The organism is Aliirhizobium wenxiniae (assembly GCF_014201355.1).
In the GTDB taxonomy this organism is placed as follows: domain Bacteria; phylum Pseudomonadota; class Alphaproteobacteria; order Rhizobiales; family Rhizobiaceae; genus Neorhizobium; species Neorhizobium wenxiniae.
Window position 1 is genome coordinate 288,912 of record NZ_JACHEG010000005.1, and the last position, 25,419, is coordinate 314,330.

General features: G+C 60.4%; 30 protein-coding genes. 11 read left to right on the plus strand and 19 right to left on the minus strand.

Going from position 1 to position 25,419, the window contains the following annotated elements; genetic code table 11:
- The first annotated feature begins 48 nt into the window (after positions 1 to 48).
- A complete protein-coding gene (gene yddG, locus HNQ72_RS20845) occupies positions 49 to 939 on the plus strand; it encodes an aromatic amino acid exporter YddG (RefSeq protein WP_183994913.1) in 891 nt (296 codons plus the stop codon).
- Position 940: 1 nt separating this feature from the next.
- On the opposite strand, the gene HNQ72_RS20850 is transcribed toward yddG, so the two are convergent.
- Both HNQ72_RS20850 and gloB read right to left on the minus strand, forming a co-directional pair.
- Positions 941 to 1,381, minus strand: a complete 441-nt coding sequence (locus HNQ72_RS20850; RefSeq protein ID WP_183994915.1) for a cupin domain-containing protein — start codon at positions 1,379 to 1,381, stop codon at positions 941 to 943.
- A 3-nt stretch (positions 1,382 to 1,384) separates the two neighbouring features.
- Positions 1,385 to 2,155, minus strand: coding sequence for a hydroxyacylglutathione hydrolase (gloB, locus tag HNQ72_RS20855; RefSeq protein WP_183994917.1), 771 nt, complete (start codon positions 2,153 to 2,155; stop codon positions 1,385 to 1,387).
- Between the two features lie 89 nt (positions 2,156 to 2,244).
- Here gloB and HNQ72_RS20860 point away from each other — a divergent pair, with 89 nt between their 5' ends.
- On the plus strand, positions 2,245 to 2,994 hold the full coding sequence (locus tag HNQ72_RS20860) for a class I SAM-dependent methyltransferase (RefSeq protein ID WP_183994918.1): 750 nt from the start codon (positions 2,245 to 2,247) through the stop codon (positions 2,992 to 2,994).
- On the opposite strand, the gene HNQ72_RS20865 is transcribed toward HNQ72_RS20860, so the two are convergent.
- A complete protein-coding gene (locus HNQ72_RS20865; RefSeq protein WP_183994920.1) occupies positions 2,985 to 3,413 on the minus strand; it encodes a nuclear transport factor 2 family protein in 429 nt (142 codons plus the stop codon). The genes HNQ72_RS20860 and HNQ72_RS20865 overlap by 10 nt on opposite strands.
- Positions 3,414 to 3,554: 141 nt before the next feature.
- Here HNQ72_RS20865 and hisC point away from each other — a divergent pair, with 141 nt between their 5' ends.
- Both hisC and HNQ72_RS20875 read left to right on the plus strand, forming a co-directional pair.
- Entirely contained in the window at positions 3,555 to 4,661 is a 1,107-nt protein-coding gene (gene hisC, locus HNQ72_RS20870) for a histidinol-phosphate transaminase (protein WP_183994922.1), read from the plus strand.
- Entirely contained in the window at positions 4,661 to 5,590 is a 930-nt protein-coding gene (locus HNQ72_RS20875; RefSeq protein WP_244654438.1) for a prephenate/arogenate dehydrogenase family protein, read from the plus strand. Before hisC ends, HNQ72_RS20875 begins: the two co-directional genes overlap by 1 nt.
- A 51-nt stretch (positions 5,591 to 5,641) precedes the next feature.
- Here HNQ72_RS20875 and HNQ72_RS20880 read toward each other — a convergent pair whose 3' ends face one another.
- The gene (locus HNQ72_RS20880) at positions 5,642 to 6,646 is read right to left on the minus strand and encodes a DUF2125 domain-containing protein (RefSeq protein ID WP_183994926.1); all 1,005 of its coding nucleotides are present in this window, start codon (positions 6,644 to 6,646) and stop codon (positions 5,642 to 5,644) included.
- A gap of 52 nt (positions 6,647 to 6,698) precedes the next feature.
- Between HNQ72_RS20880 and HNQ72_RS20885 the strand changes: the two genes are divergently transcribed.
- Positions 6,699 to 7,238: a gamma-glutamylcyclotransferase gene (locus HNQ72_RS20885; RefSeq protein WP_183994928.1), complete on the plus strand. Its 540-nt coding sequence runs from the start codon at positions 6,699 to 6,701 to the stop codon at positions 7,236 to 7,238.
- Here the strand turns inward: HNQ72_RS20885 and HNQ72_RS20890 are convergent.
- The 4 genes from HNQ72_RS20890 to ftsE all read right to left on the minus strand — a co-directional run bounded on the left by HNQ72_RS20890 (position 7,223) and on the right by ftsE (position 10,584).
- Positions 7,223 to 8,014, minus strand: a complete 792-nt coding sequence (locus HNQ72_RS20890) for a lysophospholipid acyltransferase family protein (protein WP_183994930.1) — start codon at positions 8,012 to 8,014, stop codon at positions 7,223 to 7,225. The genes HNQ72_RS20885 and HNQ72_RS20890 overlap by 16 nt on opposite strands.
- A gap of 72 nt (positions 8,015 to 8,086) precedes the next feature.
- Positions 8,087 to 8,818 (minus strand): YdcF family protein, encoded by a 732-nt coding sequence (locus tag HNQ72_RS20895; protein ID WP_183994932.1) that lies wholly within the window; start codon positions 8,816 to 8,818, stop codon positions 8,087 to 8,089.
- A 70-nt stretch (positions 8,819 to 8,888) separates the two neighbouring features.
- Entirely contained in the window at positions 8,889 to 9,839 is a 951-nt protein-coding gene (locus HNQ72_RS20900) for a cell division protein FtsX (protein WP_244654445.1), read from the minus strand.
- An 85-nt stretch (positions 9,840 to 9,924) separates the two neighbouring features.
- Entirely contained in the window at positions 9,925 to 10,584 is a 660-nt protein-coding gene (gene ftsE / locus HNQ72_RS20905) for a cell division ATP-binding protein FtsE (protein WP_183686322.1), read from the minus strand.
- A 222-nt stretch (positions 10,585 to 10,806) separates the two neighbouring features.
- On the opposite strand from ftsE, the gene HNQ72_RS20910 reads away from it, so the two are divergent.
- The 3 genes from HNQ72_RS20910 to HNQ72_RS20920 all read left to right on the plus strand — a co-directional run bounded on the left by HNQ72_RS20910 (position 10,807) and on the right by HNQ72_RS20920 (position 12,617).
- A complete protein-coding gene (locus HNQ72_RS20910) occupies positions 10,807 to 11,481 on the plus strand; it encodes a hypothetical protein (RefSeq protein ID WP_183994935.1) in 675 nt (224 codons plus the stop codon).
- A 65-nt stretch (positions 11,482 to 11,546) separates the two neighbouring features.
- Positions 11,547 to 12,089 carry a hypoxanthine phosphoribosyltransferase gene (gene hpt, locus HNQ72_RS20915; RefSeq protein WP_183994937.1) on the plus strand — a complete coding sequence of 181 codons (543 nt, stop codon included), beginning with the start codon at positions 11,547 to 11,549 and terminating at the stop codon, positions 12,087 to 12,089.
- A gap of 150 nt (positions 12,090 to 12,239) precedes the next feature.
- On the plus strand, positions 12,240 to 12,617 hold the full coding sequence (locus HNQ72_RS20920; RefSeq protein WP_183994939.1) for a response regulator: 378 nt from the start codon (positions 12,240 to 12,242) through the stop codon (positions 12,615 to 12,617).
- Between the two features lie 216 nt (positions 12,618 to 12,833).
- On the opposite strand, the gene HNQ72_RS20925 is transcribed toward HNQ72_RS20920, so the two are convergent.
- The 4 genes from HNQ72_RS20925 to argH form a co-directional block, all read right to left on the minus strand.
- Positions 12,834 to 15,569 carry a TIGR02302 family protein gene (locus tag HNQ72_RS20925; RefSeq protein ID WP_183994941.1) on the minus strand — a complete coding sequence of 912 codons (2,736 nt, stop codon included), beginning with the start codon at positions 15,567 to 15,569 and terminating at the stop codon, positions 12,834 to 12,836.
- Between the two features lie 156 nt (positions 15,570 to 15,725).
- Positions 15,726 to 16,994, minus strand: coding sequence for a diaminopimelate decarboxylase (gene lysA / locus HNQ72_RS20930; protein ID WP_183994943.1), 1,269 nt, complete (start codon positions 16,992 to 16,994; stop codon positions 15,726 to 15,728).
- A gap of 15 nt (positions 16,995 to 17,009) precedes the next feature.
- Entirely contained in the window at positions 17,010 to 17,207 is a 198-nt protein-coding gene (locus tag HNQ72_RS20935) for a hypothetical protein (protein ID WP_148148233.1), read from the minus strand.
- A 101-nt stretch (positions 17,208 to 17,308) separates the two neighbouring features.
- Entirely contained in the window at positions 17,309 to 18,709 is a 1,401-nt protein-coding gene (gene argH / locus HNQ72_RS20940) for an argininosuccinate lyase (RefSeq protein WP_183994945.1), read from the minus strand.
- Between the two features lie 24 nt (positions 18,710 to 18,733).
- Here argH and tlpA point away from each other — a divergent pair, with 24 nt between their 5' ends.
- The 3 genes from tlpA (at position 18,734) to HNQ72_RS20955 (ending at position 20,115) form a co-directional block, all read left to right on the plus strand.
- Complete coding sequence (gene tlpA / locus HNQ72_RS20945) at positions 18,734 to 19,402, plus strand: thiol:disulfide interchange protein TlpA (RefSeq protein ID WP_183994947.1); 669 nt, start codon at positions 18,734 to 18,736, stop codon at positions 19,400 to 19,402.
- 72 nt (positions 19,403 to 19,474) lie between these two features.
- Positions 19,475 to 19,717 (plus strand): type II toxin-antitoxin system VapB family antitoxin, encoded by a 243-nt coding sequence (locus HNQ72_RS20950; protein ID WP_183994949.1) that lies wholly within the window; start codon positions 19,475 to 19,477, stop codon positions 19,715 to 19,717.
- Entirely contained in the window at positions 19,717 to 20,115 is a 399-nt protein-coding gene (locus HNQ72_RS20955) for a type II toxin-antitoxin system VapC family toxin (RefSeq protein ID WP_183994951.1), read from the plus strand. Before HNQ72_RS20950 ends, HNQ72_RS20955 begins: the two co-directional genes overlap by 1 nt.
- Before the next feature lie 3 nt (positions 20,116 to 20,118).
- Here the strand turns inward: HNQ72_RS20955 and HNQ72_RS20960 are convergent, their stop codons facing one another.
- The 7 genes from HNQ72_RS20960 to HNQ72_RS20990 form a co-directional block, all read right to left on the minus strand.
- Positions 20,119 to 20,994, minus strand: a complete 876-nt coding sequence (locus HNQ72_RS20960; RefSeq protein ID WP_183994953.1) for a 3-hydroxybutyryl-CoA dehydrogenase — start codon at positions 20,992 to 20,994, stop codon at positions 20,119 to 20,121.
- 166 nt (positions 20,995 to 21,160) lie between these two features.
- Entirely contained in the window at positions 21,161 to 22,090 is a 930-nt protein-coding gene (locus HNQ72_RS20965; protein WP_183994955.1) for an electron transfer flavoprotein subunit alpha/FixB family protein, read from the minus strand.
- Between the two features lie 25 nt (positions 22,091 to 22,115).
- Complete coding sequence (locus tag HNQ72_RS20970; RefSeq protein ID WP_183994957.1) at positions 22,116 to 22,862, minus strand: electron transfer flavoprotein subunit beta/FixA family protein; 747 nt, start codon at positions 22,860 to 22,862, stop codon at positions 22,116 to 22,118.
- A 139-nt stretch (positions 22,863 to 23,001) separates the two neighbouring features.
- Positions 23,002 to 23,748, minus strand: a complete 747-nt coding sequence (locus tag HNQ72_RS20975) for a rhomboid family intramembrane serine protease (RefSeq protein ID WP_183994959.1) — start codon at positions 23,746 to 23,748, stop codon at positions 23,002 to 23,004.
- Positions 23,749 to 23,770: 22 nt separating this feature from the next.
- A complete protein-coding gene (locus HNQ72_RS20980) occupies positions 23,771 to 24,343 on the minus strand; it encodes a cob(I)yrinic acid a,c-diamide adenosyltransferase (RefSeq protein WP_183994961.1) in 573 nt (190 codons plus the stop codon).
- Positions 24,344 to 24,355: 12 nt separating this feature from the next.
- Positions 24,356 to 24,559 (minus strand): twin transmembrane helix small protein, encoded by a 204-nt coding sequence (locus tag HNQ72_RS20985; RefSeq protein WP_183828216.1) that lies wholly within the window; start codon positions 24,557 to 24,559, stop codon positions 24,356 to 24,358.
- A gap of 20 nt (positions 24,560 to 24,579) precedes the next feature.
- Entirely contained in the window at positions 24,580 to 25,413 is an 834-nt protein-coding gene (locus tag HNQ72_RS20990; RefSeq protein ID WP_183994963.1) for an SDR family oxidoreductase, read from the minus strand.
- Positions 25,414 to 25,419 lie beyond the last annotated feature (6 nt).

Here is a 25,419-nt window from a genome sequence, read left to right on the forward strand (position 1 = left end):
CGTGTCTCGGGCCTGTGGGGATGAGGCCAATAAAGAGGGGAACTGGGGTTGAAGTTACGGGGTACCTTGATCGGTTTTACGGCGATCCTGATGTGGTCGCTGCTGGCACTCATGACGGCGGCTTCCGGAAGCGTTCCGCCTTTCCAGATGAATGCGATGACATTCGCGATCGGTAGTCTGCCGGGGCTGGTTTTGCTGGCCATCAAGCCGGAGCGTATCAAGCTGCTCAAGCAGCCGGCGAAAGTGTGGATCATCGGGATCGCCGGTCTCTTCGGCTATCATTTCCTCTATTTTACCGCGCTTCGTAACGCGCCGGCTGTTGAGGCCGGATTGATCGCCTATCTCTGGCCGCTATTGATCGTTGTCGGTTCGGCGTTTCTGCCAGGGGAAAGGCTGCGCTGGTATCACGTCGCCGGGGCACTTGCCGGACTATGCGGCACTATCGCTATCGTCTCGCGCAATGGCGTATCCTTCGACCAGTCCTATCTCCTGGGTTATGGCGCGGCTCTGCTTTGCGCCTTCACATGGTCCGGTTATTCGCTGCTGACGCGTAGTTTCGATCGGGTGTCGACGGACGTCGTGACGGGCTTCTGCCTCTCAACGTCGCTCCTGTCGCTCGTCTGCCATCTGGCGCTGGAAACGACGGTCTGGCCGGCGAGCGGTGGCGAATGGGCGGCAGTGGTCGGCCTTGGCCTGTTGCCGGTGGGTGCTGCCTTCTATGCCTGGGATTACGGCGTCAAGAATGGCGATATTCAGGTGATCGGGGCTGCAAGCTATGCCGCGCCACTGCTTTCGACGTTGATCCTGCTCGCCAGCGGATTTGCCGAACCGAGCTGGCGGATCCTGATCGCCTGCGTGCTGATTACCGGCGGGGCAGTGCTGGCCGCGAAGGAGATGATCAAGCCCAAGCGGAAAGCGGCAGAGGCGCCCGCGGAATAGTTTATCGGCCCGGCTCCCAGCCGGGCTCTGCCATCTCAAAACTCGAAAATTCGAATGCTGGTGCCACGGTGCAGCCGACGAGCGTGAAGCTGCCCAGCGGTTCGGCTGACTGCCAGGCATTTGCCGGCACCACCGCCTGCGGACGCTCGCCGGAAGCGAAATCCGTGCCCAGGCGGATTTCCTCAACCGTCGTCCCATCCGAAATCTTCAGAAGCAGCGGATCTCCGGCATAATAATGCCAGACCTCGGCTGCATCGCGGACGCGGTGCCAATGCGACCGTTCACCCGCCTGCAGCAGGTAGTAGATCGCCGTCGAGGCGCCACGGCTCCTGCCGTCGCCATCCCGGAAGGTCTCGGAAAACCATCCGCCTTCCGGGTGGCGCTGCATGTTCAGCGTGGCAATGATTTCTTCTGCTGTCTGCTCGACGGGATTGGGTGTCATCGGTCAGAAATTGTCCTTGCGCTTGCGGATTTCGGCAAACACTTCCTCGTTCGTCTTGCCTTCCATGATCAAGTTGCGGCGGATTTTTGGATCTTTGGCACGCAGGAAGGGGTTGGTTTCCTTCTCCAGCCCCATCATGGTCGGAATGGTGAACTTGCCCTCTCTGCGCAGTTCCTCGATCTGGGCGGCGCGGCGCTGCAGCGGCTCATTGTCCGGATCGATCGTCAGCGCAAATCTCGCGTTGGACAACGTGTATTCGTGGCCGAAATAAATCGCGGTCTCATCCGGGAGGCCTGCCAGTTTCTGCAGCGAGTGCCACATGTCGGCGGCGGGGCGCTCGAACAGGCGTCCGCAACCGAGCGCAAACAGCGTATCGGCGGCAAACAGGATCTTGTCGTCAGGGAAATGGAAGCAGATATGGCCGGCGGTGTGGCCGGGCGTTTCGATCACCCGCACGAGATGTTCACCGAACTGGAATTCCTCACCGTCCTCGACACTCCTGTCGAGCCCGGGGATGGCGACCGCCTCGTTGACCGGTCCTATAATCTCCAGCCCATAACGCTCCTTCAGCGCCAGATTGGCTTCCACATGGTCGGTGTGGTGGTGGGTGGTGAAGATATGGGTGAGTTTCCAGCCGCGGCGATTTGCTGCCTCGACGATGGGTTTTTCCTCAGGCGCATCGATCGATACCGTCAATCCGCTTTCCGGTTCATGCACCAGAACGCCGTAATTATCGCTCCTGCAGGAAAAAACTTCGATTTCCAAAGGCTTCATCAGAATAGACCTATTGCTCAATGCTTCTTGCGCAACAATGTAGAGAGAGGCATGTCCAAGTCCAACCACTGAACACGAGCATTTGCGTTTTGTCTGTCGATATTGTTGACCTCCGTGAGTTCTATCATTCCGCGCTTGGCCGTCTGGCGGAGCAGTCGATCGCGATGGCGCTCTCCTCGCTCTGGGCACGGCTGCCGGAAGAACGTCTGGTCGGTCTCGGTTATGCGGTGCCTTATCTCGACCGGTTCCGGGCCGATACGGAACGCACCTTTGCCTTCATGCCGGCGGGGCAGGGGGCCGTGAACTGGCCGGTCGGCGAAAATTCCTCGACTGCTCTGGTTTTCGACGAAGAACTGCCGCTGCCGGACAGTTCTGTCGATCGCGTGCTGATGGTTCATTCGCTGGAATTTACCGAAAATCCGCGCGAAAGCCTGAAGGAAATCTGGCGGGTGCTCGCTCCCGGCGGACGGCTGGTCATCGTCGTGCCGAACCGCCGCGGGGTCTGGGCGCGGATGGAACACACGCCCTTCGGTTCAGGCCGGCCCTATTCGCGCAGCCAGCTCACGACCCTGCTGCGGGAGGCGAATTTCACACCCGGTGCATCGGCCGAGGCCCTGTTTTTCCCGCCGTCCAAGGTCCGTACGATCCTGAAGTTTCGTAACCTCCTTGAACGCCTGGGTCGGCGGTTCTGGCCGGTCTTTTCCGGCGTCATCGTCATCGAGGCGCAGAAGCGGCTCTATCAGGGGCTGCCGGTTGCCGCGCGTGCATCACGCCGCGTTTTTGTACCTGTGCTGGCGCCGCAGGGCGTCAGGACCACGCGCGACCGTAATCAGGGTTGAAGGTCGAACAGGCCGAGTGGCTGTCCTTCCATGGAGAAGGGCACGGATTCGTGGATATGGGCAATCAGCCAGTGGCCATCTTCGCGGGAGAAGGCGACAGTCAGCCGGAACCAGAACCCGTTTTTCTCTCCGTCTTTTTTCGTGCCTCCCAGCCAGGCAAGAGCTGAGCACCAGGCAATGTCGCCACCGGGCCTCAGGTCCGTGTCACGAACGTGGAATTCCAGCGGCCCATCCCAGGTGTCAAACCAGGCTTGAAGGCCGGCTTTGTCGTTTCCTGTCTCCTGGAGTGGTGGGGCAAGGCCGAATTGGCGGACAGTTGCGGACTGGCAATTGATGATCCCGTCTGCGTCCTTGTCCCTTAAGGCCCGCATCCATTCTTCCAGCAAGGCTCTGATATCGTCGTGGTCTCCGGTTGCCATGATCTCCTCCTTCTGTCGTCGATCATCTGAAAGACGTTTTGGTTCCGATCGTTCCGACACTTGCTCTCGACAATGATCGTTTTCGGCTTTAATCCCTCTCACATCCCTGCCAGAGCAGGCATTTCCAAGAAGGTTGATCCGATGAGCATCGTTGTGAGTGAGCCCGTTCCGCGTCCAGGCATTCTGGATATCGCCGCCTATGTGCCCGGCAAGGAACATGCTCCCGGCGTTGCGCGCGTCTTCAAGCTTTCCTCCAATGAAACGCCGCTTGGTGCCAGCCCCAAGGCAATCGAGGCATTCCGTCAGTCGGCCGGGCATCTGGAGCTTTATCCGGATGGTCAGGCGCTGGCGCTGCGCGAGGCAATCGCCTCCGTACATGGGTTGAATGTCGCGAACATCATGTGCGGCAATGGCTCGGACGAACTTCTCGGCCTGCTGTGTCACGTTTATCTCGGCGCCGGTGACGAGGCGATCATCACCCAGCACGGGTTCCTCGTCTACAAGATCCAGATCATGGGTGCGGGTGCTGCGGCGATCGAAGTGCCGGAGAAGGATTATACCGTCGATGTCGACGCGATCCTTGCTGCCGTCACGGAAAAGACCAAGCTCGTCTTCATTGCCAATCCGGGCAACCCGACCGGCACCTATGTTCCGGTTGCCGATATCCGCCGCCTGCATGCCGGTCTGCCGAAGAACGTCATTCTGGTTCTTGATGCGGCCTATGCGGAATATGTGCGCAAGAACGATTACGAAGCGGGTGTCGAACTGGTTTCGCAGAACAAGAATGTTGTCATGTGCCGCACCTTCTCGAAGGTCTATGGGCTTGCCGCGTTGCGTATCGGTTGGATGTATGGTCCCGCCGGCATTCTCGATGCGCTGAACCGCGTGCGTGGTCCGTTCAACATGAATGCGCCGGCAATCGCCGCCGGTGCTGCTGCCGTTCGCGACCAGAATTTCGTCGGCGATGCCGTCGAGCACAACCTGCTCTGGAAGGACAAGCTGACCCATGCCTTCGAGACGATCGGTCTGACGGTCACGCCGTCGGTCACCAATTTCGTGCTGATCCACTTCCCCGACATCGACGGCAAGCGTGCGCCTGATGCCGACGAATTCCTCACCAGCCGCGGTTACATCCTGCGCATGGTGAAGGGTTACGGCCTGCCGAATGCATTGCGCATGACGGTCGGCTCGGAAGAAGCCAATCGCGGCGTCATCGAAGCGCTCGGCGAATTCATGGGACGCAAATGATGAGTGACGTGCATTTCGAGCGGATCGCGCTGATCGGTATCGGCCTGATCGGCTCGTCCATCGCCCGCGACGTCAAGCAGCTCGGGCTTGCAAAACATGTGGTCGTCTCGACGCGCAGCGAGGACACGTTGACGCGTGCGGAGGAGCTGGAGCTCGGTACCGAATACACGGTGTCGGCAGCCGATGCCGTGAGGGATGCCGATCTCGTCATCGTCTCGGTGCCAGTCGGTGCTTCGGAAGCGGTTGCCAAGCAGATCGCCGGCTCGCTGAAGCCGGGCGCGATTGTCACCGATGTCGGTTCGACCAAGGCTTCCGTCATCGCGCAGATGGCGCCGCATATGCCGGACAATGTGCATTTCATTCCGGGCCACCCGTTGGCGGGTACGGAAAAATCCGGTCCTGATGCGGGTTTTGCCGGCCTGTTCCGTGATCGCTGGTGCATCTTCACACCGCTGCCGGATACCGATACTGCCGCTCTCGACAGGCTGAAGGCCTTCTGGATTGCGCTCGGCTCGCGGGTGGACGACATGGATCCGGAGCACCATGACAAGGTGCTGGCGATCGTGTCGCATCTTCCACATATCATCGCCTACAATATCGTCGGCACGGCCGATGATCTGGAAACGGTGACGGAATCGGAAGTGATCAAATACTCCGCTTCCGGTTTTCGCGATTTTACCCGTCTGGCCGCATCCGATCCGACCATGTGGCGCGACATCTGCCTGCATAACAAGGATGCGATCCTCGAAATGCTGGCGCGGTTTTCGGAAGATCTCGCCTATCTGCAGCGGGCGATCCGCTGGGGCGAGGGCGACAAGCTGTTTGAGCTTTTCACCCGCACCCGTGCGATCCGCCGGTCCATCGTGCAGGCCGGCCAGGACGTGGATGCGCCGGATTTTGGCCGCCACGCGCTCGAAACCAAGAAATAAATCTGTGTCATGAGATCATCCGACGCCGGTGCCGGCTTCGGATGATGGTCCTCAGATCGGCGGGATTTCGCCGATCGGTATCAGTCCGCCGGCAAACACCTTGCCGCGGCGGATGGTGAGGTCGAGCGAGGCCTTCTCTCCACCACCGAGCGCCTGCAGCATGTTTGCCGCGGTGCCGATCGTCGATTCGAGACCCGGAAATGCGCGGCTGAGGCTGTCCTGCCAGGCCGGAATGTCCTCGATCCTCAATTTCAGCTTGCCGGACATGCGACCCCTGTCGTCGAATGAGAACGGGCCGGCTAGTGTCAGCACCTGACCCTGGCCGAGATCGGCCTTGAATTCGCGCAGATCCCCTTCCGAACCATGCAGCGCAAGCCCGCGGCGGTCGCTTCCATCCAGTACACCGGCGCGGTCCTTGAACGTCACGTCGATGCTGGTGTTGGTGGCGGGCAGAAGCTGCGGCAGCCCCTTGGCGGTTGTCGTGGCGTTCTGCAATTGGATGGCGGCATCGAGATCGGTACCGTTCTGGCGCAGGTGGATCTCCGACTGGTCGGCGGCGACATCGAAGGCCTGCCCGCTGGCCGACGACAGGATAGTCGTCTTCGGCTTCTGGATCACCATCGAGGCGCGCTCGACGCCCTTCAGCTTGGTGACGAGGCTGGATTGCAGGCTTTCCCAGGTGCTGGCGACGGAAAGGCCATGGCCGGTGCGCACTTCCGATGGTGCATCTAGCTCCCAGACTATATGGCCCGGATTATAGACCTGAGCCGCCGAGCGCAACGAGCCGAAGCTTGCCGAAATGCCGTTGACGGTATCGTCGACATCGACCTTCGAGCAGAACAGCCCGATGCGGAAGGGATAACCGCGATATTCGGCATTCTCGCAGTTGGCCGAAATACCGGCATCCGCCTGGCTGCCGAGCAGAAGCAGCGTCCTTTCGCGCAGGGCCGAGGCGGCATAAAACCAGCCTGCGGTATACAGTGCGATGACGAGCACGACGGCACTCGCAAGAAACCAGAGTTTTCTGCTGGTGCCGGATCGGCTTGACGCTGCCATGTTGTTCTCCCAATGGTGCGACGCAAACTAAAATGATGGCATGGCGTGCGATATGGACGAATTTTGGGTGTTTGGCTACGGATCACTGATGTGGAACCCGGGATTTCCCTATGTGGACCGGCAGGCTGCACGTGTTCACGGGTTTCGCCGCTCGCTTTGCATCTGGTCAACGGCGCATCGCGGAACAGCAGAAAATCCAGGTCTCGTCATGGGGCTGGACCGGGGTGGGTCCTGTCGTGGCATGGCATTCAGGGTTGACGACAAGGATCGTGACGATGCGCTGGATTATCTGCGCAAGCGTGAGCTGATCACCAATGTCTATCTAGAACGCATCGTTCCCATCGGCCTGCCGGACGGGCGGCGGGTGAAGGCGGTCACCTACGTCGTCGATCGGCTGCATCCGCAATACGCAGGCAGCCTCGGCGTGGAAGAAGCCGCCGCCGTCGTGCTTCGGTCACATGGCCAGTCGGGCCCGAATGATGCCTATGTGCTCAATACTGTGACGCAGCTGAAGCAGATGGGCATTCGTGATCTCTGGCTTGAGGCGGTCGGTGCGGCTGTCAGTCCGAAATCGGCTCAGACGGCGGACTGAGCCCGCAGTTCCGCCAGGCGCTTTGCCGCCGTCGGTGGCAGCGGCAGGTTCGGGTTGGCTTCGACCGTCTCGATCAGCAGTTCGTCGCTCGCCTTTTCCAGCGTCTCGATCAGATACGCGTAAAACGCATCCGGATCCATGCCGGGCTCGATCGGCGGCAGGATGCGGACCTTGAAGCGGCCGGGATGTTTGATGAGCTTGCGACGGCCCCAGAACAGGCCCCAATGGGCAACGATCGGTACGACCGGCACCTGAACGTCACGATAGATGCGGGCGATGCCGTAGCGGTATTGTGGTTCATCGCCAGGCGCGCGGCGCGTTCCTTCCGGGTAGATGATCAGCTGGCGGCCGTTTTCCATTTCCTGCCGGGTGCGCTTCATCACCTCGACCATGACCTTGCCGCGGGCGCCGCGATTGACGGGGATCATCCGTTGCTTGGCCACATACCAGCCGAAAAGCGGGATCCACATCAGTTCGCGCTTCAGGATATAGACCGGATCGCGCTGGTAGGGCAGTAGCGCAAACGTATCCCAGGCCGACTGGTGTTTCGGCGCGAAGATGCAGCCGCCCTCGGGAATGTTTTCCATGCCCTCGATCTCGAAAGTCGCACCGACGATCTTTTCCATCAGCCAGTTGTTGGATGAAGCCCAGGCTTTCGGAACGCTAAAAGCCGCCTTGCGCGGGGCGAGAAAATAGTACGGCGACAGCAGGATCATGCGCAGGATGGTGTTGGTATAGAATGCGGTATTGAACAGGATCGAGCGCAGCAACAGCATGATGGGTTCCTTTGAGGATTGCGCGTTGCCTACACGAGATCGGGCACGGAAAAAAGAGTTCTCGGTGCGAGATCAGGGAGAAGAATTCTTGGTTTTGTCAGGATCTTCTTCTGTCCGAAGCCCGGTCCAGCGCGCCATGCCGAGCCAGTCCCGCAGTGAGGCGAGCACGACCTTTCCGTATTCCGACAGCATCGTGCGCAGCGTGTCGGGTTCCGCGAACCAGGCGCGACGGGCAAGGTCGGCGTTGACGACCGGATAAGCAATGAATTCGGTTGCGGGATCGGCGCGGCGCAATTCATGCAGGCTGCGCAGCATGTGATAGTTGTTGGTCACGACCAGGACGGATTTGTAACCATGGTCATGGATCCAGCGGGTGATCTCGTTGGCATTGCCGATCGTGTCGATCGCATCGTAACCGATATCGACACAGCATTTGAACAGGTCGGCGGATGCCTGGGTCGCCTTGCGGATCTGGGTCGGCGTGGTGGAGGGATGAGCGCCGGAGATCAGCAGACGCTTACCCGCGCCGTCTCGCAACAGGCCGACTGCCTGCTCGATGCGAAGATAACCGCCGGTAAGAACCACAATGGCGTCGGCTTTTACGCCGTCGGGGGCGCGCAGCGACGTGACCGAATCAGCGAACCATAAAAAACCACCGCCGAGGATAGCCGCACAGATAAAGACCAGCATGATCAGTCGCCTTGCGAACCGCCGCAAGGCGCTCTGGCGCGACAATAGCCCGATTTCCGGCCTGCCCGGAGGGCGGCTTTCGGGCGTCCAGCGATTGCTCCAGCCGAATTTCATGACCTGTCATTAGTCGCAGATTGAGGCGGTGAATAGTCCTCGAAACGTTACCAGGTAATATGATTGAATGTCATGATGGTGGCAGTCCATCTGAGCGAGATGGATCGGATCTTACGAGGTCGATTTCGTCGATCGTCCGCATCACGGTGAAACGCGCCGTCAACGTGGTCAGAAGCGCGATGATCAGCATTGTGGCAAAGATGCCGAGATAGCCGTTCCAGCCGATCGTGAAAGATCCGAAAAGCGCCATAGCCTGCTCACTTTCAGGTGTCGCACGGGAATTTGACTGCCAGAGGCTGGCCGTGGCGAAGAGGAGCGCTGCCACCACCCCGCCGACCGCGGAGCCTTTCAGGCTGATCTTGAGGAAGTGTTTCTGAAATTCGTTCGCAACGAAGGTGCGTTCGGCGCCGACGAAATGCAGCACTTCGACGATATGGCGGTTGCCCGAAAGCGCGCCGCGAGTGGCGAAGATTACCGTCAGGATCATCGCGGTGAAAACGAGGATCAGGACGCCCGTGCCGATCCAGACCGTGGTGCGGGCCATGGAAACGAGCCGGTCGACCCAAGTGCGGTGATCGTCGAGAAACGCCTGCGGCACTTCCGTCTTCAACAATGCGCGCATCCCCTCGAAATCCGGCGGATTGCTTTCGTCGATAGTGATGATGACGAGGCGGGGCACAGGCAGGTCGTCTAGCTGCAGGTCTGAGCCGAGCCAGGGTTCGAGAAGTCTCGCGGTTGCGGCGTCATCCATGATCGTGCCGGACTTGGTGCCGACGAATGTCAGCGCCAGGTCCCGCGCCTTTTTCAGCGCAGCATCCATGTCCAGCCCTTCGGCCGGCTTGATCTGGATGGTGATCTCGCGGGATATCTGGCTTTGCCAGCCGGCTGCCGTGGCGCGCACCATGCTGACGGCGCCGAGCGTGAGACAGGCGAGAAAGGCCATGATGGCGATGACGACCATCAAAGCATTGCCCTGGATGTTGGCGGGCGGCAGGATTGCGGCTGTCGAGCGGACGTGCATTTCCGTGCGCCGCCGTGCGGTGTCCTGGCGTCCGTTTTTGGTGGTTTCCTCTTCGGGAAATTGCGACCTTCCCATTCGGTCTGCTTCACTCATAGATGTCGAGCCGTCCATCTGTCAGGATCATGCGTCGCGCGTCGACCTGATCCATCAATGCGAGGTCGTGCGTTGCGATAACGACGGCGGTGCCCAGTCGGTTCAATTCCAGAAACAGGCTCAGCAGACGGCGCGCCATCGGCGGGTCGACATTGCCCGTCGGTTCGTCGGCCAGCAATATTTCCGGGCGGTCCATCAGGGCGCGGGCGATCGCCGCACGCTGCTTTTCACCGCCCGACAGGATTGCCGGAAGCACGTTGATCCGCTCGCCAAGACCGACCCATTTCAGAAGGTCGATCACGTCATTGCGATAGGAGGCCTCGTCCTTGCCCCTGACCCGCAGCGGCAGGGCGACGTTCTCGTAGGTCGTCAAATGGTCGAGAAGACGAAAGTCCTGAAAGACGATGCCGACGCGGCGGCGCAGCATGGGAAACTCGTCACGCGGGATCTGCGACAGGTCGCGCCCGAACATGCGGATGATGCCGCGGGTCGGATTGAGCGACATAAACAACAGCCTCAGCAGCGTCGTCTTGCCCGCGCCCGAGGGGCCGGTCAGGAACTGGAAGGATCGTTTTGGAATGTCGAACGTCATGTCCCGGAGGATTTCCGGGCCCATGCCATAACGCAGACCGACATTTTCGAAATGGATCACCGGCGACCTTGTCTTGGCTGTGTGAAGCTTCAGCGGCTATCTCTTAACGCCGCGGGTAAACGAAGGGTAAATCAAGCAGTCAAAAGGGCGATTTTCAGGCCGAATTTGGAAAGCGTTAACCATGTCAGTTTACGACTGGGGAGAGTTTGTTTCAATGCCCGACCTCTGAAGCCTGATCGAGACTGATCACGGGGTAAAGAGGAGGTAGGCGGAGAGGGCACCATGAGCACCTTCCAGGACCGTCGCCAAGCCCGTGCCGAGATGCCGGTCGATATTCTTCCGCCCGAGGGTGACGAGAAGGACGGCAAAGGGAAGGTCATCCGTTTTCCCAAGCCATTCGTAAAGGCGTCCCAGGTCGAGGACGCGCATTTCGTGCCGGTCAACGATTGGGCTCGCCGCCGCGCTGCTACCTCTTCGAACGATCGCCGACCGCGCAAAGCCGAAGCCATGCCTCGCCAAACCATTGCCGGCGGCATGATCGGCGCGATCGAACGAAAACTGCTGCGTCTGTCGCCGGATGCCTTCGTTGCCGTGGTCGCAAGCGTCGTGGTGACGGTGTTTACGATCTTCGGCGGTTTCTCGCTGCTTTCGGGCCCATCGGCCGAGCCGGGCCCGGCGCTCGATATCACCCATGTGACGATGACTCCGCAGGACGCGAATGGTATGCGGGTGCTCCTGATCAACGGGATCGTTGAGAACCGCACGGAGGGCCGCCTCGACATGCCGTCGATCCGTGCCGACCTTCTTTCGGGTGAAACCGTGGTGACAAGCACGCTGATCTCGACCTCTGCCTCGCAGATCGGTGGCCGCGAAAGTTATGGCTTTTCCGTGCGTGTACCCCATCCCGGTGGAAAACTTCCCGATCTGAGGCTCTCATTGGCCGGGCGCGGAGCCTGAAAGCTTTCTTTAGCAGGGCCGATTGTGCTATCGCGGCGTCTTTGAGAGACACGCAGGAGAGCCTCATGCCAGTCGTGCGCGGCAAGCAGATCGAACCGCTATTTTCCGCCGAGCAGATTGCAGAGCGCAATCATGCCATCGCTGCCGAGATCGCCAAAGGTCCGACCAAGGACCTGCTGGTGATCGCGATCCTCAAAGGATCATTCATTTTTGCAGCCGACCTTCTGCGTTCGCTGCATGAGACCGGCCTTGCACCGGAAGTCGAGTTCATCACGCTGTCCAGTTATGGCACGGGCACGGTGTCGCAGGGTGTCCGCATCGTCAAGGATATCGACAGCGACGTGCATGGCCGCGACGTGCTTCTGATCGATGATATTCTCGAATCCGGCCGCACGCTGAAATTCGCTAAGGAACTGCTCTATGAGCGCGGCGCGCGCAACGTGACGATCGCCGTGCTTTTGGACAAGAGCGTCAAGCGCAAGGAAGAGCTGGAAGCCGATTATGTCGGTTTCGAATGCCCCGACTATTTCGTCGTCGGCTACGGCATGGATGCAGCCTATGCCTTCCGCGAACTGCCGTTCGTCGGCGTCGTTACCGGCGACGCCTGATACTGGACGGGCGTCGGGAAGCAGGAAATAGCATCCCGGCGGTGGCAAGGCGTTAACCATCCGGAGCCTCCGCGGGGGCTCCGTTTACTCCTCGAAAAGGAAAGTCTGGTCATTTGCTCCCGAATTGAAACACAGGGAGCGATGATCGCTATGGCCAGAATCCTTATTACCGAAGACGAGGAATCTCTCCGCCGCTTCGTCGCACGCGCGCTGCGTCTTGACGGTCACGAGACCTTTGAAGCCGGTGATGGGGCAGAAGGACTTGAGAAGCTCGACGAGGGCTCCTACGATCTGCTTCTTTCCGATATCCGCATGCCGGTCATGGACGGGATCGAACTGGCCCATCAGGCTTCCGCCCGTTTTCCCGATATGAAAATCCTGCTGATGACCGGTTATGCCGAGCAGCGGGAACGCGCCGATGACCTCGCCAGCAAGATCGTCGACGTCGTGCCGAAGCCGTTTGCGCTGCCGGATATCCGCAAGGCAGTCGCAAGAGCGCTTGCGGGTGTGTCGTCGCACGCTGCTTGAAATCTATCTGAGAGAAGCTACCACTGACCCTAGCCCATGCCAGGGCTAGCCACGGGTCTCACCCGTCCTTCGGCCCGCAAGCGGGGAGAGGAGACTTGCTCCGCTTGACGCCAGAGATGGAGACATCGCCGCATATGTCATCCCCGTCATGGCGGGGAGAAAGTGCCGGCAGGCGGATAAGGGGCAATGCTCGCGCCGCCTTTGCCTTCTTCACCCTCACCTGATTTCCAGCAGCCGCTCCAGATATTGCCGCTCCGCATCACCCGAGAGCGCACCACCCAGCTTTTCACGAATGGCGTCGAGGATTTCGCGGGCGCGTTGCACATCGATCTCGTCCGGCACTTTCACCTGATCGCCGAAATCCGGGCCTGACGTGGCGCGGGGGCGGCCAAGGGGGTCACGGCCGTTCTGGCCACCCTGGTTGGCCATGCCTTCACCCTCGCCATTCTGCTGGCCCTCTTGTCCCTGGCCTTGGCCCTGCATGGCCTGCATCATCTGCTGCATCATGTTCTGGGCGCCCTGGCGCAGGGCATTGAGCGCATTGCCCTGTCCCTGCACAGCCTGTTCGCCCTGACCCTGACCCAGAGCCTTGCCGGCATTGCCCATTTCGCGCTCTGCCTGGCCGAAGCCTTCGCCGGGTTGCATGCCAAGACCCTTCAGGCCCTGCTGCAATTCGCCGAGCTTCTTGCCGAGGCCTTCCTGCTGGGCGCGCAGGTTCTTCAGCGCCTCGCGCAGCTGTTCGGCGGTCATCTGGTCGGTGTTCTGCTGACCTTGCTGGCCCTGGCCTTGTTGCCCCTGTTGGCCTTGCTGCTGCTGGCCCTGTTGACCCTGCTGCGACTGTTGCTGCTCGCCTTCGCCCTGCTGGTCAGGATCGCCGCGCTGCATGCGGTCGCGAAGTGCCTGATCCAGCTTGAAGGTCTGGTCCATCAGGCGCTGCTGTTCCTGCATGATTTCGCCAAGCTTGTCGATCTGCTGGCGCATCTGGCTGTTTTGCTGCTGCTGGCCCTGCTGGCCGCGCTGCGGGCGTCCGGCCTGCAGGTTGTTCATCATCCGCTGCAGCTCGTTCAGCATCTGCTGGGCGGCGTCACGATTACCGGAACGGGCAAGGTTCTCGATCTGGTCCATCATGTTCTGCAGGTCGCGCTGGCGGATGACATTCTGCGCCTGCATGTTCTGCTGCGCCCTTGGAGCATTCTGCATCCGCTGGGCGAGCTCGTTCATATATTGCTGCATCGCCTCGCGCATTTCCTGCATCAGGCGGGCAATTTCCTGATCGTTTGCGCCATTCTGCAGGGCTTCGGAAAGATTGCGCTGCGCATCGCGCAGGCGGCGTTCTGCCAGCGACAGGTCGCCGTCTTCGATGCCGAGCGCGATCTCCCACAGATAGTCGGCCGTTTCCTTCAACTGCTCCTCGCCCCGGGCAAGTTTCATGCGGCCGCGGGCGGATTCGATCAGCAGGAAATGGCCGAGGTTCGGAATGGTCTCATCGGGGCGAATGGTCAGGGCTTCGTTGAGCGCGATTGCCTTCGGCATCTGGCGGGTGTCGAGCGCGAATACCTGCCGCTGTTCGGCAACGGCTGCGGCGAGCGGCTCGGAGAAGCCGCGGCCGGGAAGGATCATTTCATGCACCGGGCTGCGCCCCGTCTGGCCTGCGCCATCGGTTGCGACCAGCGTCACGCGAACACGCTTTCCGGCAAGCGGATGCTCGATCACGCTGCGGCTGGTCAGGCCCTTGATCTCCTGGCCTCTGGTCTGGCGAGGCAGGTCGAGCCGGTATTCGGGCAACGGATAGAGCGGCGTGGTTGCCGGGTCCTGCGGACCCGCAGGCTCGATCAGCGCATGGGCTTCGCGAATGCCGTAATCGTCCTTGGCCTTGAAGCCGATTTCCAATGCACCATTAACCGAGCGCTTCGGCTGGCCTTCGAAGGCGATTTCCGGTGGGCGATCGGGGATGACGTTGAATGTCCAGTTCTGGCCGTTGACGGTCAGGTTGCCACTTTCGTTGACTGCCATGGCATAGGTGCGTGGCGCAAGCGGCTGGTTGCCATTTGCTGGGGCAGCCGGTGGCTGAGGTGCCGTCGTCTGGGCGGCCGGTGCCTGCGCGCCATTCGAGGCCTGCTCGGCGGCCTTTTTCGCAGCAGCCTTTGCCTCTTCCGTTTCAAGCACGGCATTCTGCTTGTCGGCGGCGGTCGTGAAGACCACGGCCTCTTCACCCTCGCCGCCGGTCACGCGGACCGTCAGGGCGGAGTTCTGCGGTATCGATACGGTCCCGTTATTGTTCTGCGCCTGCTGGCCTGTCAGGAACACCGGTGCGCGCCCGGTATAGGAAGGCGGGGTCAGCCACGCATCGATGCGCAGGTCGGGATTGATGCTGGGTGCCGGAGGTGCGGGAATAAAGGCATCGCCCAGGCTGCCGCCGCGGTTGGAATAGGAAAAGGCCAGCGCCACGGTAAAGATCAACGCCGGGATGGCGCGCAGGCCGAAACGGTCATGCTTGGCGATATCCGGTTGCGGCAGGCCTGCATCGAGCGCTGCGATGCGCTTCGCCATGCGGATCTGGTGTTCCTTCCACAAGGCGCGGGAGAGGGGGGTCTCGAAGGCAGGTTCATCCTCCTGCACGCCCACCGGCTGGTGTGGAAGATTGTTGCGATCCTCCAGCAGACGGTCCGCTTCATTGGCGCTCGGCCAGCGAATTCGAGCCAAGGGCAGGAGGGTTGCGATCAGTGCGAAAAGAAATGCGGTGAGCAGGACCCAGCGCAGCCAGTCCGGCGACAGGCGGAAAATGCCGAACCAGGACGCGGAGAAAAACAGGGCAACGATGCCGGCCGGGGCAAGCGCCCGCGGCAAAAGACGCTCGAAAAACAGGACGATACGCGCGAAGGAACGCTTCAGGGCCACCCTGCGGGCAAGCGCGGGATGGGTCTCGAAAGCACCTTTGCGGGTAAAGCTCATGCGGTCCGTCTCCGATCGTGGCGGCGCAAACAAGCCTCTAAGATAACAGTCTTTGTGGCGAAGACGAGGGCAGGCTTGGGCCGGCCCTCATATTTTAGGCAGTTTCCCGCAATTGTGAATGTCACGTCAAATGCGCATCCGGGCGTTTATCCGCCCTCAGCTGAGCCATGCCGGGACGGAATCGAGCCCGATAAGCTCGTCATAGGTGCCGCGCGGGCGGATGACGTGGAACTCCGAGCCCTTGACCAGAACTTCCGGCACGAGAAGGCGGGAATTGTAGGTTCCGGCCTGCACAGCGCCATAAGCACCGGCAGATGCGACTGCGATCAGGTCGCCCGGCTTGGGTTCGGCCATCTCGCGGTCGAGCGCCAGATAGTCGCCGGTCTCGCAGACCGGGCCGACGATATCGCCACGGATGCGCGGTGCATCGGTCGCCGGCACGACGACCGGGCGGATCATGTGATAGGCCTCGTAGAGCGTCGGACGGATCAGGTCGTTCATCGCGCCGTCGACGATGACGAAAGTCTTTTCGCCGCCGTCCTTCACGTAGATGACCTCGGTCACCAGTATGCCGGCATTGCCGACGATCAGGCGGCCCGGTTCGGTAACGATCTTGCAGTTGAGGGAGCGCAGCTGGCGCTTGACCGTATCTGCATAGGCATCCGGCAGCGGGGGAGGCGTGTTGTCGTCCTTGTAAGGAATGCCCAGACCGCCGCCGATATCGACATGGTCGATCCGGTGGCCATCGCCGCGCAGCGTATCGACCAGTTCGCGCAGCAGGCGGAAAGCGTGCTCGAAGGGTGCAAGCTCGGTGATCTGGCTACCGATATGCATGTCGATGCCGGTAACTTCGATGCCGGGCAGCTCTGCTGCATGCGCATAGACCGCGCGGGCGCGTTCATAGGCGATGCCGAACTTGTTTTCCTTCTTGCCGGTCGAGATCTTGGCATGCGTTCCCGCATCCACATCCGGGTTGATGCGGAAAGAGACATGCGCCTTCTTGCCGGCCTTGATGGCGCGAAGGTTCAGCACTTCCAGTTCCGGCTCGGATTCAACGTTGAAGCAGTAGATGCCGGCTTCCAGCGCCAGATCCATCTCGCCGACCGTCTTGCCGACGCCGGAAAACATGATGCGGTTTGCCGGAATGCCTGCGGCCAGCGCGCGGCGCAGCTCGCCGCCCGAGACGACATCGACGCCCGCGCCGAGACGGCCAAGCGTCTTCAGCACAGCCTGGTTGGAATTCGCCTTCATGGCGTAACAGACCATGGTGTCCACGTCAGAAAACGCTGCTGCGAAGACCTTGTAATGGCGCTCCAGCGTTGCCGTCGAATAGACGTAGAACGGCGTTCCGACAGCCTTGGCGATGTCGCGAATGTCGACGTTTTCGGCGTGCAGAACGCCGTCGATATACTGGAAATGGTTCACGTCAGGTCCCGGAAATTACAGAAGCTTGTCGAGGATGAAGGGGCGTTCGGCAACCGGGTCTTTTTTTGCCGCGTCCGATTTGCGAACGTTCTGCTGTTCCACGGGGGTGCTTGGGCGGTCCAGCTCGCCTTTGCGGCCGCAGCCAACGGTAATGATGCCGGCAAGGCCAAGCACCAGGGCGACGCGGGCGGTATTCATCAGCGACTTGGACATTCTCTTCTTTCTCCGGCACGGACAGGCGGAACTTTCATAACGAAGTTCCAGCCTTTTGTGCAGTTCATTTCCGTATCAATCGGCGATCAATTGATATGGGTTCAATTGCGGCCGCGCCAGTAAGCGATCTGCTTCCGCACTTCGGACGGCGCGGTGCCGCCAAAGCTCTGACGGCTGGCAACGGAGGCGTCGACGGTCAGAACATCGAAGACCTTCTCGGTGATCGCCGGATTGATCGCCTTTAGTTCGTCGAGCGAAAGTTCTGCAAGTTCGCAGCCCTTCTTTTCTGCCAGCGCCACGGCATGGCCGGTGGCATGGTGGGCATCACGGAAAGGCAGGCCTGCCTCGCGCACCAGCCAGTCGGCCAGATCGGTTGCGGTGGAATAACCCGAGCCTGCAGCGGCGCGCATGCGGTCGGCGCGGATGGTCATGTCGCGCATCATGCCGGTCATGGCGGCAATCGCCAGTTCGAGGTTCTCGGCAGCGTCGAAGACCTGTTCCTTGTCTTCCTGCATGTCCTTTGAATAGGCGAGCGGCAGGCCCTTCATAATGGTCAGAAGCGCCACCAGCGAACCGTTGATACGGCCGGTCTTGGCGCGCACCAGTTCGGCTGCATCCGGGTTCTTCTTCTGCGGCATGATCGAGGAGCCGGTCGAGAAAGCATCCGACAGGCGCACGAAGCCGAATTGCGGCGTCGACCAGATGACGATTTCTTCGGCAAGGCGCGACAGGTGGACGGCGCAGATCGAGGCGACCGAGAGGAATTCCAGCGCAAAATCGCGGTCGGAAACGGTATCGATCGAGTTGCGGGTCGGCTCACGGAAACCGAGGGCCTTCGCCGTCATGTGGCGGTCGATCGGGAAGCCGGTGCCGGCGAGCGCTGCCGCGCCGATCGGGCTTTCGTCCAGATGGTCGATCGCATGGCGCACGCGGGCGCGGTCACGGCCGAACATTTCGACATAGGCCATGCAGTGATGGCCGAAGGTGACAGGCTGGGCGGTCTGCAGATGGGTGAAGCCCGGCATGACGGTGTCTGCATGCTCTTCGGCGCGGTCGAGGAAGGCTGCGATGAGATCGGTCAGCATCTTCTCGGTCTTGGCAAGCTCTTCCTTCACCCAGAGGCGGAAATCGAGCGCCACCTGGTCATTGCGTGAGCGGGCGGTATGCAGGCGGCCGGCCGCGGGGCCGATCAGCGTCGCCAGCCGTGCCTCGATGTTCATGTGGATGTCTTCGAGCTTGCGCGAGAACTCGAACTTTCCGCTCTCGATCTCTGACAGGATCGTGTTCAGACCTTCGACGATCTTCTCTTTATCTTCGCGCGAAATAATGCCTTTTTCGGCCAGCATGGTTGCATGGGCGATCGAGCCTCGGATGTCCTGGGCGTAGAGCTTCTTGTCGAAACCGATCGAGGCATTTATCTCCTCCATGATCGCGTCCGGCCCGGAAGCGAAGCGTCCGCCCCACATCTGATTGGAAGAGGTCGCGTCCTTCGTATCGGCCATGATGCTTAGTCCTGGAGTTAAGTGATGACGTCCAAAAGACCGCTTGGTCTCCCATCCGCCCGATTGATCATGATTGCCGCCGTCGCGGGGATCACCGCCGGCGCCGTGGCGGTATACGTGAGGAGCATGGGGTCTGGCAATGGCATGGAAGGCCTGACGACGGCCTCTGCCGGTCAGTGCGAAGGTTCTGCCGAACTGGCGAAGTCAGTTTCCGCCTTTTCCAAGGGCGAAGTGGCCGCCATGGCCGCAGCGCAACCGCCGCGTCCGTTGCAGCTGGCATTCAAGGGGCCGGAAGGCAAGGACATGAAGGTAGCCGATCTTGCCGGCAAGACCGTGCTCCTCAACCTCTGGGCCACATGGTGCGTGCCCTGCCGGGAAGAGATGCCGGCGCTCAACGCCTTGCAGAGCACGATGGGCGGGAGTGATTTCGAGGTCGTCGCCGTCAATATCGATACCGGCAGCGACCAGAAACCGAAGAATTTCTATCAGGATTACAAGATCGACAAACTCGCCTTCTACAGCGACAGCTCGATGGGAGTGTTTAACGCGGTGAAAAAGGAAGGCCTCGCCTTCGGCCTGCCGGCAACCCTGATCCTCGATAAAAAAGGCTGCCTGATCGGCTCGATGAATGGCCCGGCCGCCTGGGACAGCGAGGATGCGAAAGCGCTGATCACGGCAGCGAAGGGGAGCTAACCCTCATCTTTGTATGGATGACGTTGGTTGCTTGTAATGATATAATGGCGCTTCCATTGATGGAGTGGCTCCATGACACTGCAAATTCGCGATGAACGCGCGAGAGAACTTGCCGAAAAACTTGCGAAGAAACGCAATGTAACGATGACGGCCGCCGTCATTCAGGCACTTGAAGAAGAGTTGAGGCGGGAGAGCGTCAAGGCGCCTCTTGCGAAGCGGGTTGCCGAAATCGCGCAAGACCTGAAGAGGCAGGCAGGCCCGAACGGGCGTGTCCTGAGCAAGGATGAAATCGATGACATGTGGGGACAGCCCTGATGTTCATCGACACTTCGGTGATCGTCGCTCTCCTCGCCGATGAGGCCGATGCAGCAGCATATTCAGAGCGGATCGAGCATTCGACAGCCAAATTGACCTCAGGCCTCGTCATTCTCGAAGCGTCGATGCGTCTTGGCACGATGCTGGATATCGATCCTGTCGCAGTAGAGCGGCGTATCCGGGATCTGCTCGTTGCAGCCAATATCGATGTGGTGCCAATCGACGGTGTTATCGCAACCGAAGCCGTCGCAGCTTTCGCAAAATACGGCAAAGGGCGCGGCCATCCCGCCCAGCTCAATTTGGCGGATTGCATGTCCTATGCCTGTGCGAAGGTTCATGATGTGCCCTTGATGTTCAAGGGCAACGATTTTTCTCACACCGACATTGCCAGGGCCTGAGTCTTACCGCGTCGGAACCGGAACCTCGCCGCGGTAGTCATAAAATCCACGGCCGGATTTGCGGCCGAGCCAGCCTGCTTCGACATATTTCACCAGAAGCGGGCAGGGGCGGTATTTGCTGTCAGCCAAGCCATCATAAAGAACCTGCATGATCGACAGGCAGGTATCGAGACCGATGAAATCGGCGAGCTGAAGCGGGCCCATCGGATGGTTGGCGCCGAGTTTCATGGCTGTGTCGATCGCGTCCACCGAACCCACGCCTTCGTAAAGGGTGTAGATCGCCTCGTTGATCATCGGCAGCAGGATACGATTGACGATGAAGGCCGGGAAATCCTCGGAGACGGTAACGGTCTTGTCGAGCGAAGCGACATATTCCTTGGCCGCCCTGAAGGTCGGCTCGTCGGTGGCAATGCCGCGCACCAGTTCGACCAGCTTCATCACCGGCACCGGGTTCATGAAGTGAATGCCCATGAACCGCTCGGGACGGTCGGTCGCGGAAGCAAGGCGGGTGATCGAGAGCGACGAGGTATTGGTGGCGAGCAGCGCCTCGGGCTTCAGGACCGGGCATACATGCGCGTAGATCTTGCGCTTGACGCTTTCGTCTTCGGTTGCCGCCTCGATGACGATATCCATCGGCGCGAGATCATTCACGTCTGCGGAGCCGGAGATTTTAGAGAGAGCCGCGTTGCGTTCCTCATCGGTGATCTTCTCGCCGGCGACGAGGCGGGCGAGCGTGCCGTTGATCGTTGCAAGTGCTGCCTGGATCCGGTCCGGGTCCAGATCGTAGATCTGCACCTTGTAGCCTGCGAGAGAGGAAACATGCGCGATGCCGCAGCCCATCTGACCTGCGCCGATGATGCCGATATTCTGGAAGGCCATAACGCTTACTCCATCCCTTGGGCTTTGGCGCACTTGTGGTGCACGCTTTTTATTTGAAAATTCTTATTTAAAAAATGCCGGGCCACGTGCAGCGGTCCGGCATTTTTCTATTCGCCTGGCCATCATTTTGCCAGCTTTTTTCGCTGCCGCGAAGGCGGCTCGTCTGTCAGAGCGCCTTTTCGAGCTTTGGCAGGATGTCGAAGAGATCGCCGACGAGGCCGTAATCGGCGACCTGGAAGATCGGGGCTTCCTCGTCCTTGTTGATGGCGACGATGACCTTCGAATCCTTCATGCCGGCGAGGTGCTGGATGGCGCCGGAAATGCCGACCGCGATGTAGAGGTCAGGCGCGACGACCTTGCCGGTCTGGCCGACCTGCCAGTCGTTCGGGGCGTAACCGGCATCGACCGCGGCGCGTGATGCGCCAACGGCGGCACCCAGCTTGTCGGCGACCGGAAGGATGACCTCCTGGAATTTTTCCGAAGATCCGAGTGCTCGGCCGCCCGAGATGATCACCTTGGCGGAGGTCAGTTCCGGACGTTCGGACGAGGCGAGTGCGTCGGAGACGAAGCTCGATACGCCCGGATTGCCGGCAGCCGAAACGGTTTCAACCGCTGCCGAACCGCCTTCGCCTGCTGCGGCAAACGATGCCGTGCGCACGGTGATGACCTTCTTGGCATCGGTGGACTGAACGGTCTGGATGGCGTTGCCGGCATAGATCGGGCGCTTGAACGTGTCAGCCGAGACGACCTCGACGATTTCCGAGATCTGCATCACGTCGAGCAGGGCTGCAACGCGCGGCAGGACGTTCTTGGCAGACGTCGTGGCTGGTCCGACGATCACGTCATAGGAAGCGCTAAGCGAGACGATCAGGTCGGCCAGCGGTTCCGCGAGATTGTTGGTGAGGCTCGCATCCTCGGCCACGAGAACCTTGGAGACGCCGGAAAGCTTGGCGGCGGCGTCGGCAGCAGCCTTTGCACCTGCGCCAGCGACCAGAACATGCACGTCGCCGCCGATTTTCGATGCGGCGGTGAGCGCCTTCGCGGTCTGGTCGGACAGGCCGGATGCGTCGTTTTCTGCCAGAAGAAGAATGGTCATGATTGTTGTCTCCTGTCTTCCGTTCTCAGATCACGCCGGCGGTCTTGAGGCTGGAAACCAGCTCTTCAACCGACCCGACCTTGACGCCAGCCTTGCGGCCGCCCGGCTCTTCGGTCTTCAGCACCTTGAGGCGAGGCGTGGTATCGACGCCGAAATCGGCAGGCGACTTCTTGTCGAGCGGCTTCTTCTTCGCCTTCATGATGTTGGGCAGCGAAGCGTAGCGCGGCTCGTTGAGGCGCAGGTCGGTGGTGACGACGGCTGGAAGCTTGACTTCAATCGTCTGGGAACCGCCATCGACTTCGCGGGTCACGGTCGCCTTGTCGCCGGCGATCTCGATCTTGGAGGCAAAGGTTGCCTGTGCAGAGCCGAGCAGAGCCGCCAGCATCTGGCCGGTCTGATTGCTGTCGTCGTCGATCGCCTGCTTGCCGACGATGATCAGGCCAGGCGCTTCGGCGTCAACGACGCCCTTCAGGATCTTGGCAACGGCGAGCGGCTCGACGGCATCGTCGGTCTCGATCAGGATGGCGCGATCGGCACCCATGGCGAGCGCGGTGCGCAGCGTTTCTTCCGCCTTGGCCGGTCCGATTGACACGACCACCACTTCTTCCGCCTTGCCTGCTTCCTTCAGTCGCAGAGCCTCTTCGACGGAGATTTCGTCGAACGGGTTCATCGACATTTTCACATTGGCGAGTTCAACGCCCGTGCCATCCGGTTTGACGCGGATTTTCACGTTGTAATCGACGACTCGCTTAACAGGCACCAGGATCTTCATGGGGTCCTTCCTTGACTATCTCCGACGGCAAAATGCGACATTTGCCATCTCCTCATGTGTCAGTGGGCGACATGGATACGCATTTTTCACCCGATTACAACGCCGTTTCCATGCCGACACTTGCGCATTTCTCATATCCCTATTCGACGCGTGCCGGTACCTGCGGAACGCTCTGTTTGTGATGTACGGCGCGAGGGGTGACGATCTGTCGGTCGAAGAGCGGAACCCCGGGACGGCGCATGACGAGAACCAGAAGCGCGCCGGCGATGATGCCGCCCACATGCGCTCCCCAGGAGACGGCGTCATCCATGTTCAGCGCCAGCATGACGAATTGCTGGGCAATCCAGAGCGCCAGCGGAATGAAGGCGGGAAGCGGCAGGGGAATACGAAAGAGCACCAGGACCCACACCCGTACCCGCGGATGCAGCAGAAAATAGGCGGCAACCACGCCGGAAATCGCACCCGAGGCACCGATCAGCGGGCCTTCCGATTGAGGGGTAACGAAACCATGGAGTGCGGCTCCCGCTGCGGCGCAGAGAAGATAGAAGATCAGGAAACGGAAATGGCCGAGCGCATCTTCGACATTATCGCCGAAGACCCAAAGGAAAAGCATGTTGGGGGCGAGATGCCAGAAATCGATATGCAGGAAGGCGTAGGTCAGGAAGGTCATATCTTCCGGCACCAGGACCAGTGATGGATCGAGAACCGCGTGGTCGAAGATCAGGGCAGGGATGAAGCCCAGGCCCAGTGACGCACGCTCCGCCTGTTCCACCGGAGCGAATGTGGTGAACAGCCATGCCAGCACATTCAGCACGATCAGGCTGATCGTGACCCATTGGACGCGGATATATTTCAGTTCGTTCGTGTCATGCAGCGGGACGAACATACGCGACCTCCTGGAGTGGCGTTTAGCGGTGTTTGCCGGGTACCCACAAAATGTCAGCCTGTCCGCGATCATTGGCGAAGCGGGCGGCGACGAAGAGGAAATCGGAGAGGCGGTTGATGTATTTCAGCGCCGCGGCGCCGACCTTTTCCTGTCGCGACAGCTCGACCATCAGCCGTTCGGCGCGCCTTGCGATCGTGCGTGCCATATGCAGGTGTGCGGCCGCTGCCGTGCCGCCGGGCAGCACGAAGGATTTCAAGGGATCAAGCTCGCCGTTCAGGGCGTCGATCTCCCGCTCCAGCCGCTCCGCCTGCGCCTCGATGATGCGCAGTGGCTCGTAGCTCAACTCCTCGCCGGTGTCGGGTGTCGCAAGGTCCGAGCCGAGATCGAAGAGATCGTTCTGAATGCGGACAAGCATGATGTCCAGTTCGTCGAGGCCGATGGTATGAAGCCGGGCGAGGCCGACCGCCGAATTGGCTTCGTCAACCGTGCCGTAAGCTTCCACCCGCAGGTCGAATTTTTCGCGGCGCGGACCAGAGACAAGCCCGGTCGTGCCTTTATCGCCGGTGCGGGTATAGATCTTGTTCAGCTTGACCATGTTTTCTTTTCCTTAGCTTGGCCTTCCCCCGCCGGTGATCCACAGCGTCAGCATGATAAGCGCAATCGCCACCGCCTGCAGGATGACGCGCAGTTGCATCAGCTTGTTCGAGCGGTTGGCGTCTGTACCTTTCAGCATGTTGATCAGACCGCGGATCAGCACGAGCACGACGAGACCCATCACGATCAGGGTTAGAAAGGTAGTGAAGCTCGACATGTCCTGCCTCCCGTCAGTTGTCAGTCGATACGGCGCATCAGCGTATAGAAGAGCTGCGCCGGGAGCAGTCGCTTCAGAAACGCACCCCGCTTTGCAGGTCTGGTTACCAGATAATGCGGCTTTGGACGAGGCGCGTTCAAGGCATGATCGAGCACCTTGTAAACGGCTTCCGGACCAAGCTTGTGGCGGTTGACGGGGCCGCTGCCGTCTAGGCGTTGCAGCTGCCTCGCGTAGTCGGCGGCATGTACGGAGCCGGTCAGATCGATATTCTCGCTGATCTTGGCGAGTGCATTGGCGGTGAAGCGGGTGGTGATCGGGCCGGGCTCGATCAGGCTCACCTCGATGCCGCTGCCGGCCAGTTCCATGCGCAGTGTCAGCGTCAGTCCTTCGAGCGCATATTTCGAGGCCGTGTAAGCCCCGCGATAACGATAAGGCAAAAGGCCGAGGATGGAGGAGCAGTTTACGATGCGGCCGCGCCCTTGAGCTCGCATGAGGGGAATGATCTGGCGGGTCAGTTCGTGCCAGCCGAAGAGATTGGTCTCGAACTGGATGCGCAGCACATCCGTCGCCAGATCCTCCACCGCTCCCGGCTGACCATAGGCGCCATTGTTGAACAGCGCGTCGATCCTGCCATCGGTGCGTTCGACCACGGTTTTTACCAGCTGATCGATCGTATCCTGCTTCGTGTAATCGAGGATCAGCGCCTCTATGCCGTCAGCTTCAAGGGCAGTGAGATCTTCGCTGTTTCGAACCGTTGCGAAGACGCGCCAGCCGTCTGCCTTTAATGCCCTTGCCGCATAAGCGCCGATGCCGGAGGAACAGCCGGTGACGATGATCGTTCTTGTTGCAGTCATTCAGGA

Bases quoted from the DNA above. Each gene is read 5' to 3' on its own strand.
- HNQ72_RS20985 (WP_183828216.1), bottom strand. From the start codon at position 24,559: ATGTCGAGCTTCACTACCTTTCTAACCCTGATCGTGATGGGTCTCGTC.
- tlpA (WP_183994947.1), top strand. From the start codon at position 18,734: ATGACGTCCAAAAGACCGCTTGGTCTCCCATCCGCCCGATTGATCATG.
- HNQ72_RS20970 (WP_183994957.1), bottom strand. From the start codon at position 22,862: ATGAAGATCCTGGTGCCTGTTAAGCGAGTCGTCGATTACAACGTGAAA.
- HNQ72_RS20885 (WP_183994928.1), top strand. From the start codon at position 6,699: ATGGACGAATTTTGGGTGTTTGGCTACGGATCACTGATGTGGAACCCG.
- HNQ72_RS20955 (WP_183994951.1), top strand. From the start codon at position 19,717: ATGTTCATCGACACTTCGGTGATCGTCGCTCTCCTCGCCGATGAGGCC.
- HNQ72_RS20980 (WP_183994961.1), bottom strand. From the start codon at position 24,343: ATGGTCAAGCTGAACAAGATCTATACCCGCACCGGCGATAAAGGCACG.
- HNQ72_RS20975 (WP_183994959.1), bottom strand. From the start codon at position 23,748: ATGTTCGTCCCGCTGCATGACACGAACGAACTGAAATATATCCGCGTC.
- HNQ72_RS20920 (WP_183994939.1), top strand. From the start codon at position 12,240: ATGGCCAGAATCCTTATTACCGAAGACGAGGAATCTCTCCGCCGCTTC.
- gloB (WP_183994917.1), bottom strand. From the start codon at position 2,155: ATGAAGCCTTTGGAAATCGAAGTTTTTTCCTGCAGGAGCGATAATTAC.
- argH (WP_183994945.1), bottom strand. From the start codon at position 18,709: ATGGCCGATACGAAGGACGCGACCTCTTCCAATCAGATGTGGGGCGGA.
- hpt (WP_183994937.1), top strand. From the start codon at position 11,547: ATGCCAGTCGTGCGCGGCAAGCAGATCGAACCGCTATTTTCCGCCGAG.
- HNQ72_RS20965 (WP_183994955.1), bottom strand. From the start codon at position 22,090: ATGACCATTCTTCTTCTGGCAGAAAACGACGCATCCGGCCTGTCCGAC.
- HNQ72_RS20925 (WP_183994941.1), bottom strand. From the start codon at position 15,569: ATGAGCTTTACCCGCAAAGGTGCTTTCGAGACCCATCCCGCGCTTGCC.
- hisC (WP_183994922.1), top strand. From the start codon at position 3,555: ATGAGCATCGTTGTGAGTGAGCCCGTTCCGCGTCCAGGCATTCTGGAT.
- HNQ72_RS20900 (WP_244654445.1), bottom strand. From the start codon at position 9,839: ATGCACGTCCGCTCGACAGCCGCAATCCTGCCGCCCGCCAACATCCAG.
- HNQ72_RS20890 (WP_183994930.1), bottom strand. From the start codon at position 8,014: ATGCTGTTGCTGCGCTCGATCCTGTTCAATACCGCATTCTATACCAAC.
- HNQ72_RS20910 (WP_183994935.1), top strand. From the start codon at position 10,807: ATGAGCACCTTCCAGGACCGTCGCCAAGCCCGTGCCGAGATGCCGGTC.
- HNQ72_RS20875 (WP_244654438.1), top strand. From the start codon at position 4,661: ATGAGTGACGTGCATTTCGAGCGGATCGCGCTGATCGGTATCGGCCTG.
- HNQ72_RS20950 (WP_183994949.1), top strand. From the start codon at position 19,475: ATGACACTGCAAATTCGCGATGAACGCGCGAGAGAACTTGCCGAAAAA.
- HNQ72_RS20935 (WP_148148233.1), bottom strand. From the start codon at position 17,207: ATGTCCAAGTCGCTGATGAATACCGCCCGCGTCGCCCTGGTGCTTGGC.
- HNQ72_RS20895 (WP_183994932.1), bottom strand. From the start codon at position 8,818: ATGAAATTCGGCTGGAGCAATCGCTGGACGCCCGAAAGCCGCCCTCCG.
- HNQ72_RS20850 (WP_183994915.1), bottom strand. From the start codon at position 1,381: ATGACACCCAATCCCGTCGAGCAGACAGCAGAAGAAATCATTGCCACG.
- HNQ72_RS20990 (WP_183994963.1), bottom strand. From the start codon at position 25,413: ATGACTGCAACAAGAACGATCATCGTCACCGGCTGTTCCTCCGGCATC.
- HNQ72_RS20880 (WP_183994926.1), bottom strand. From the start codon at position 6,646: ATGGCAGCGTCAAGCCGATCCGGCACCAGCAGAAAACTCTGGTTTCTT.
- HNQ72_RS20960 (WP_183994953.1), bottom strand. From the start codon at position 20,994: ATGGCCTTCCAGAATATCGGCATCATCGGCGCAGGTCAGATGGGCTGC.
- HNQ72_RS20865 (WP_183994920.1), bottom strand. From the start codon at position 3,413: ATGGCAACCGGAGACCACGACGATATCAGAGCCTTGCTGGAAGAATGG.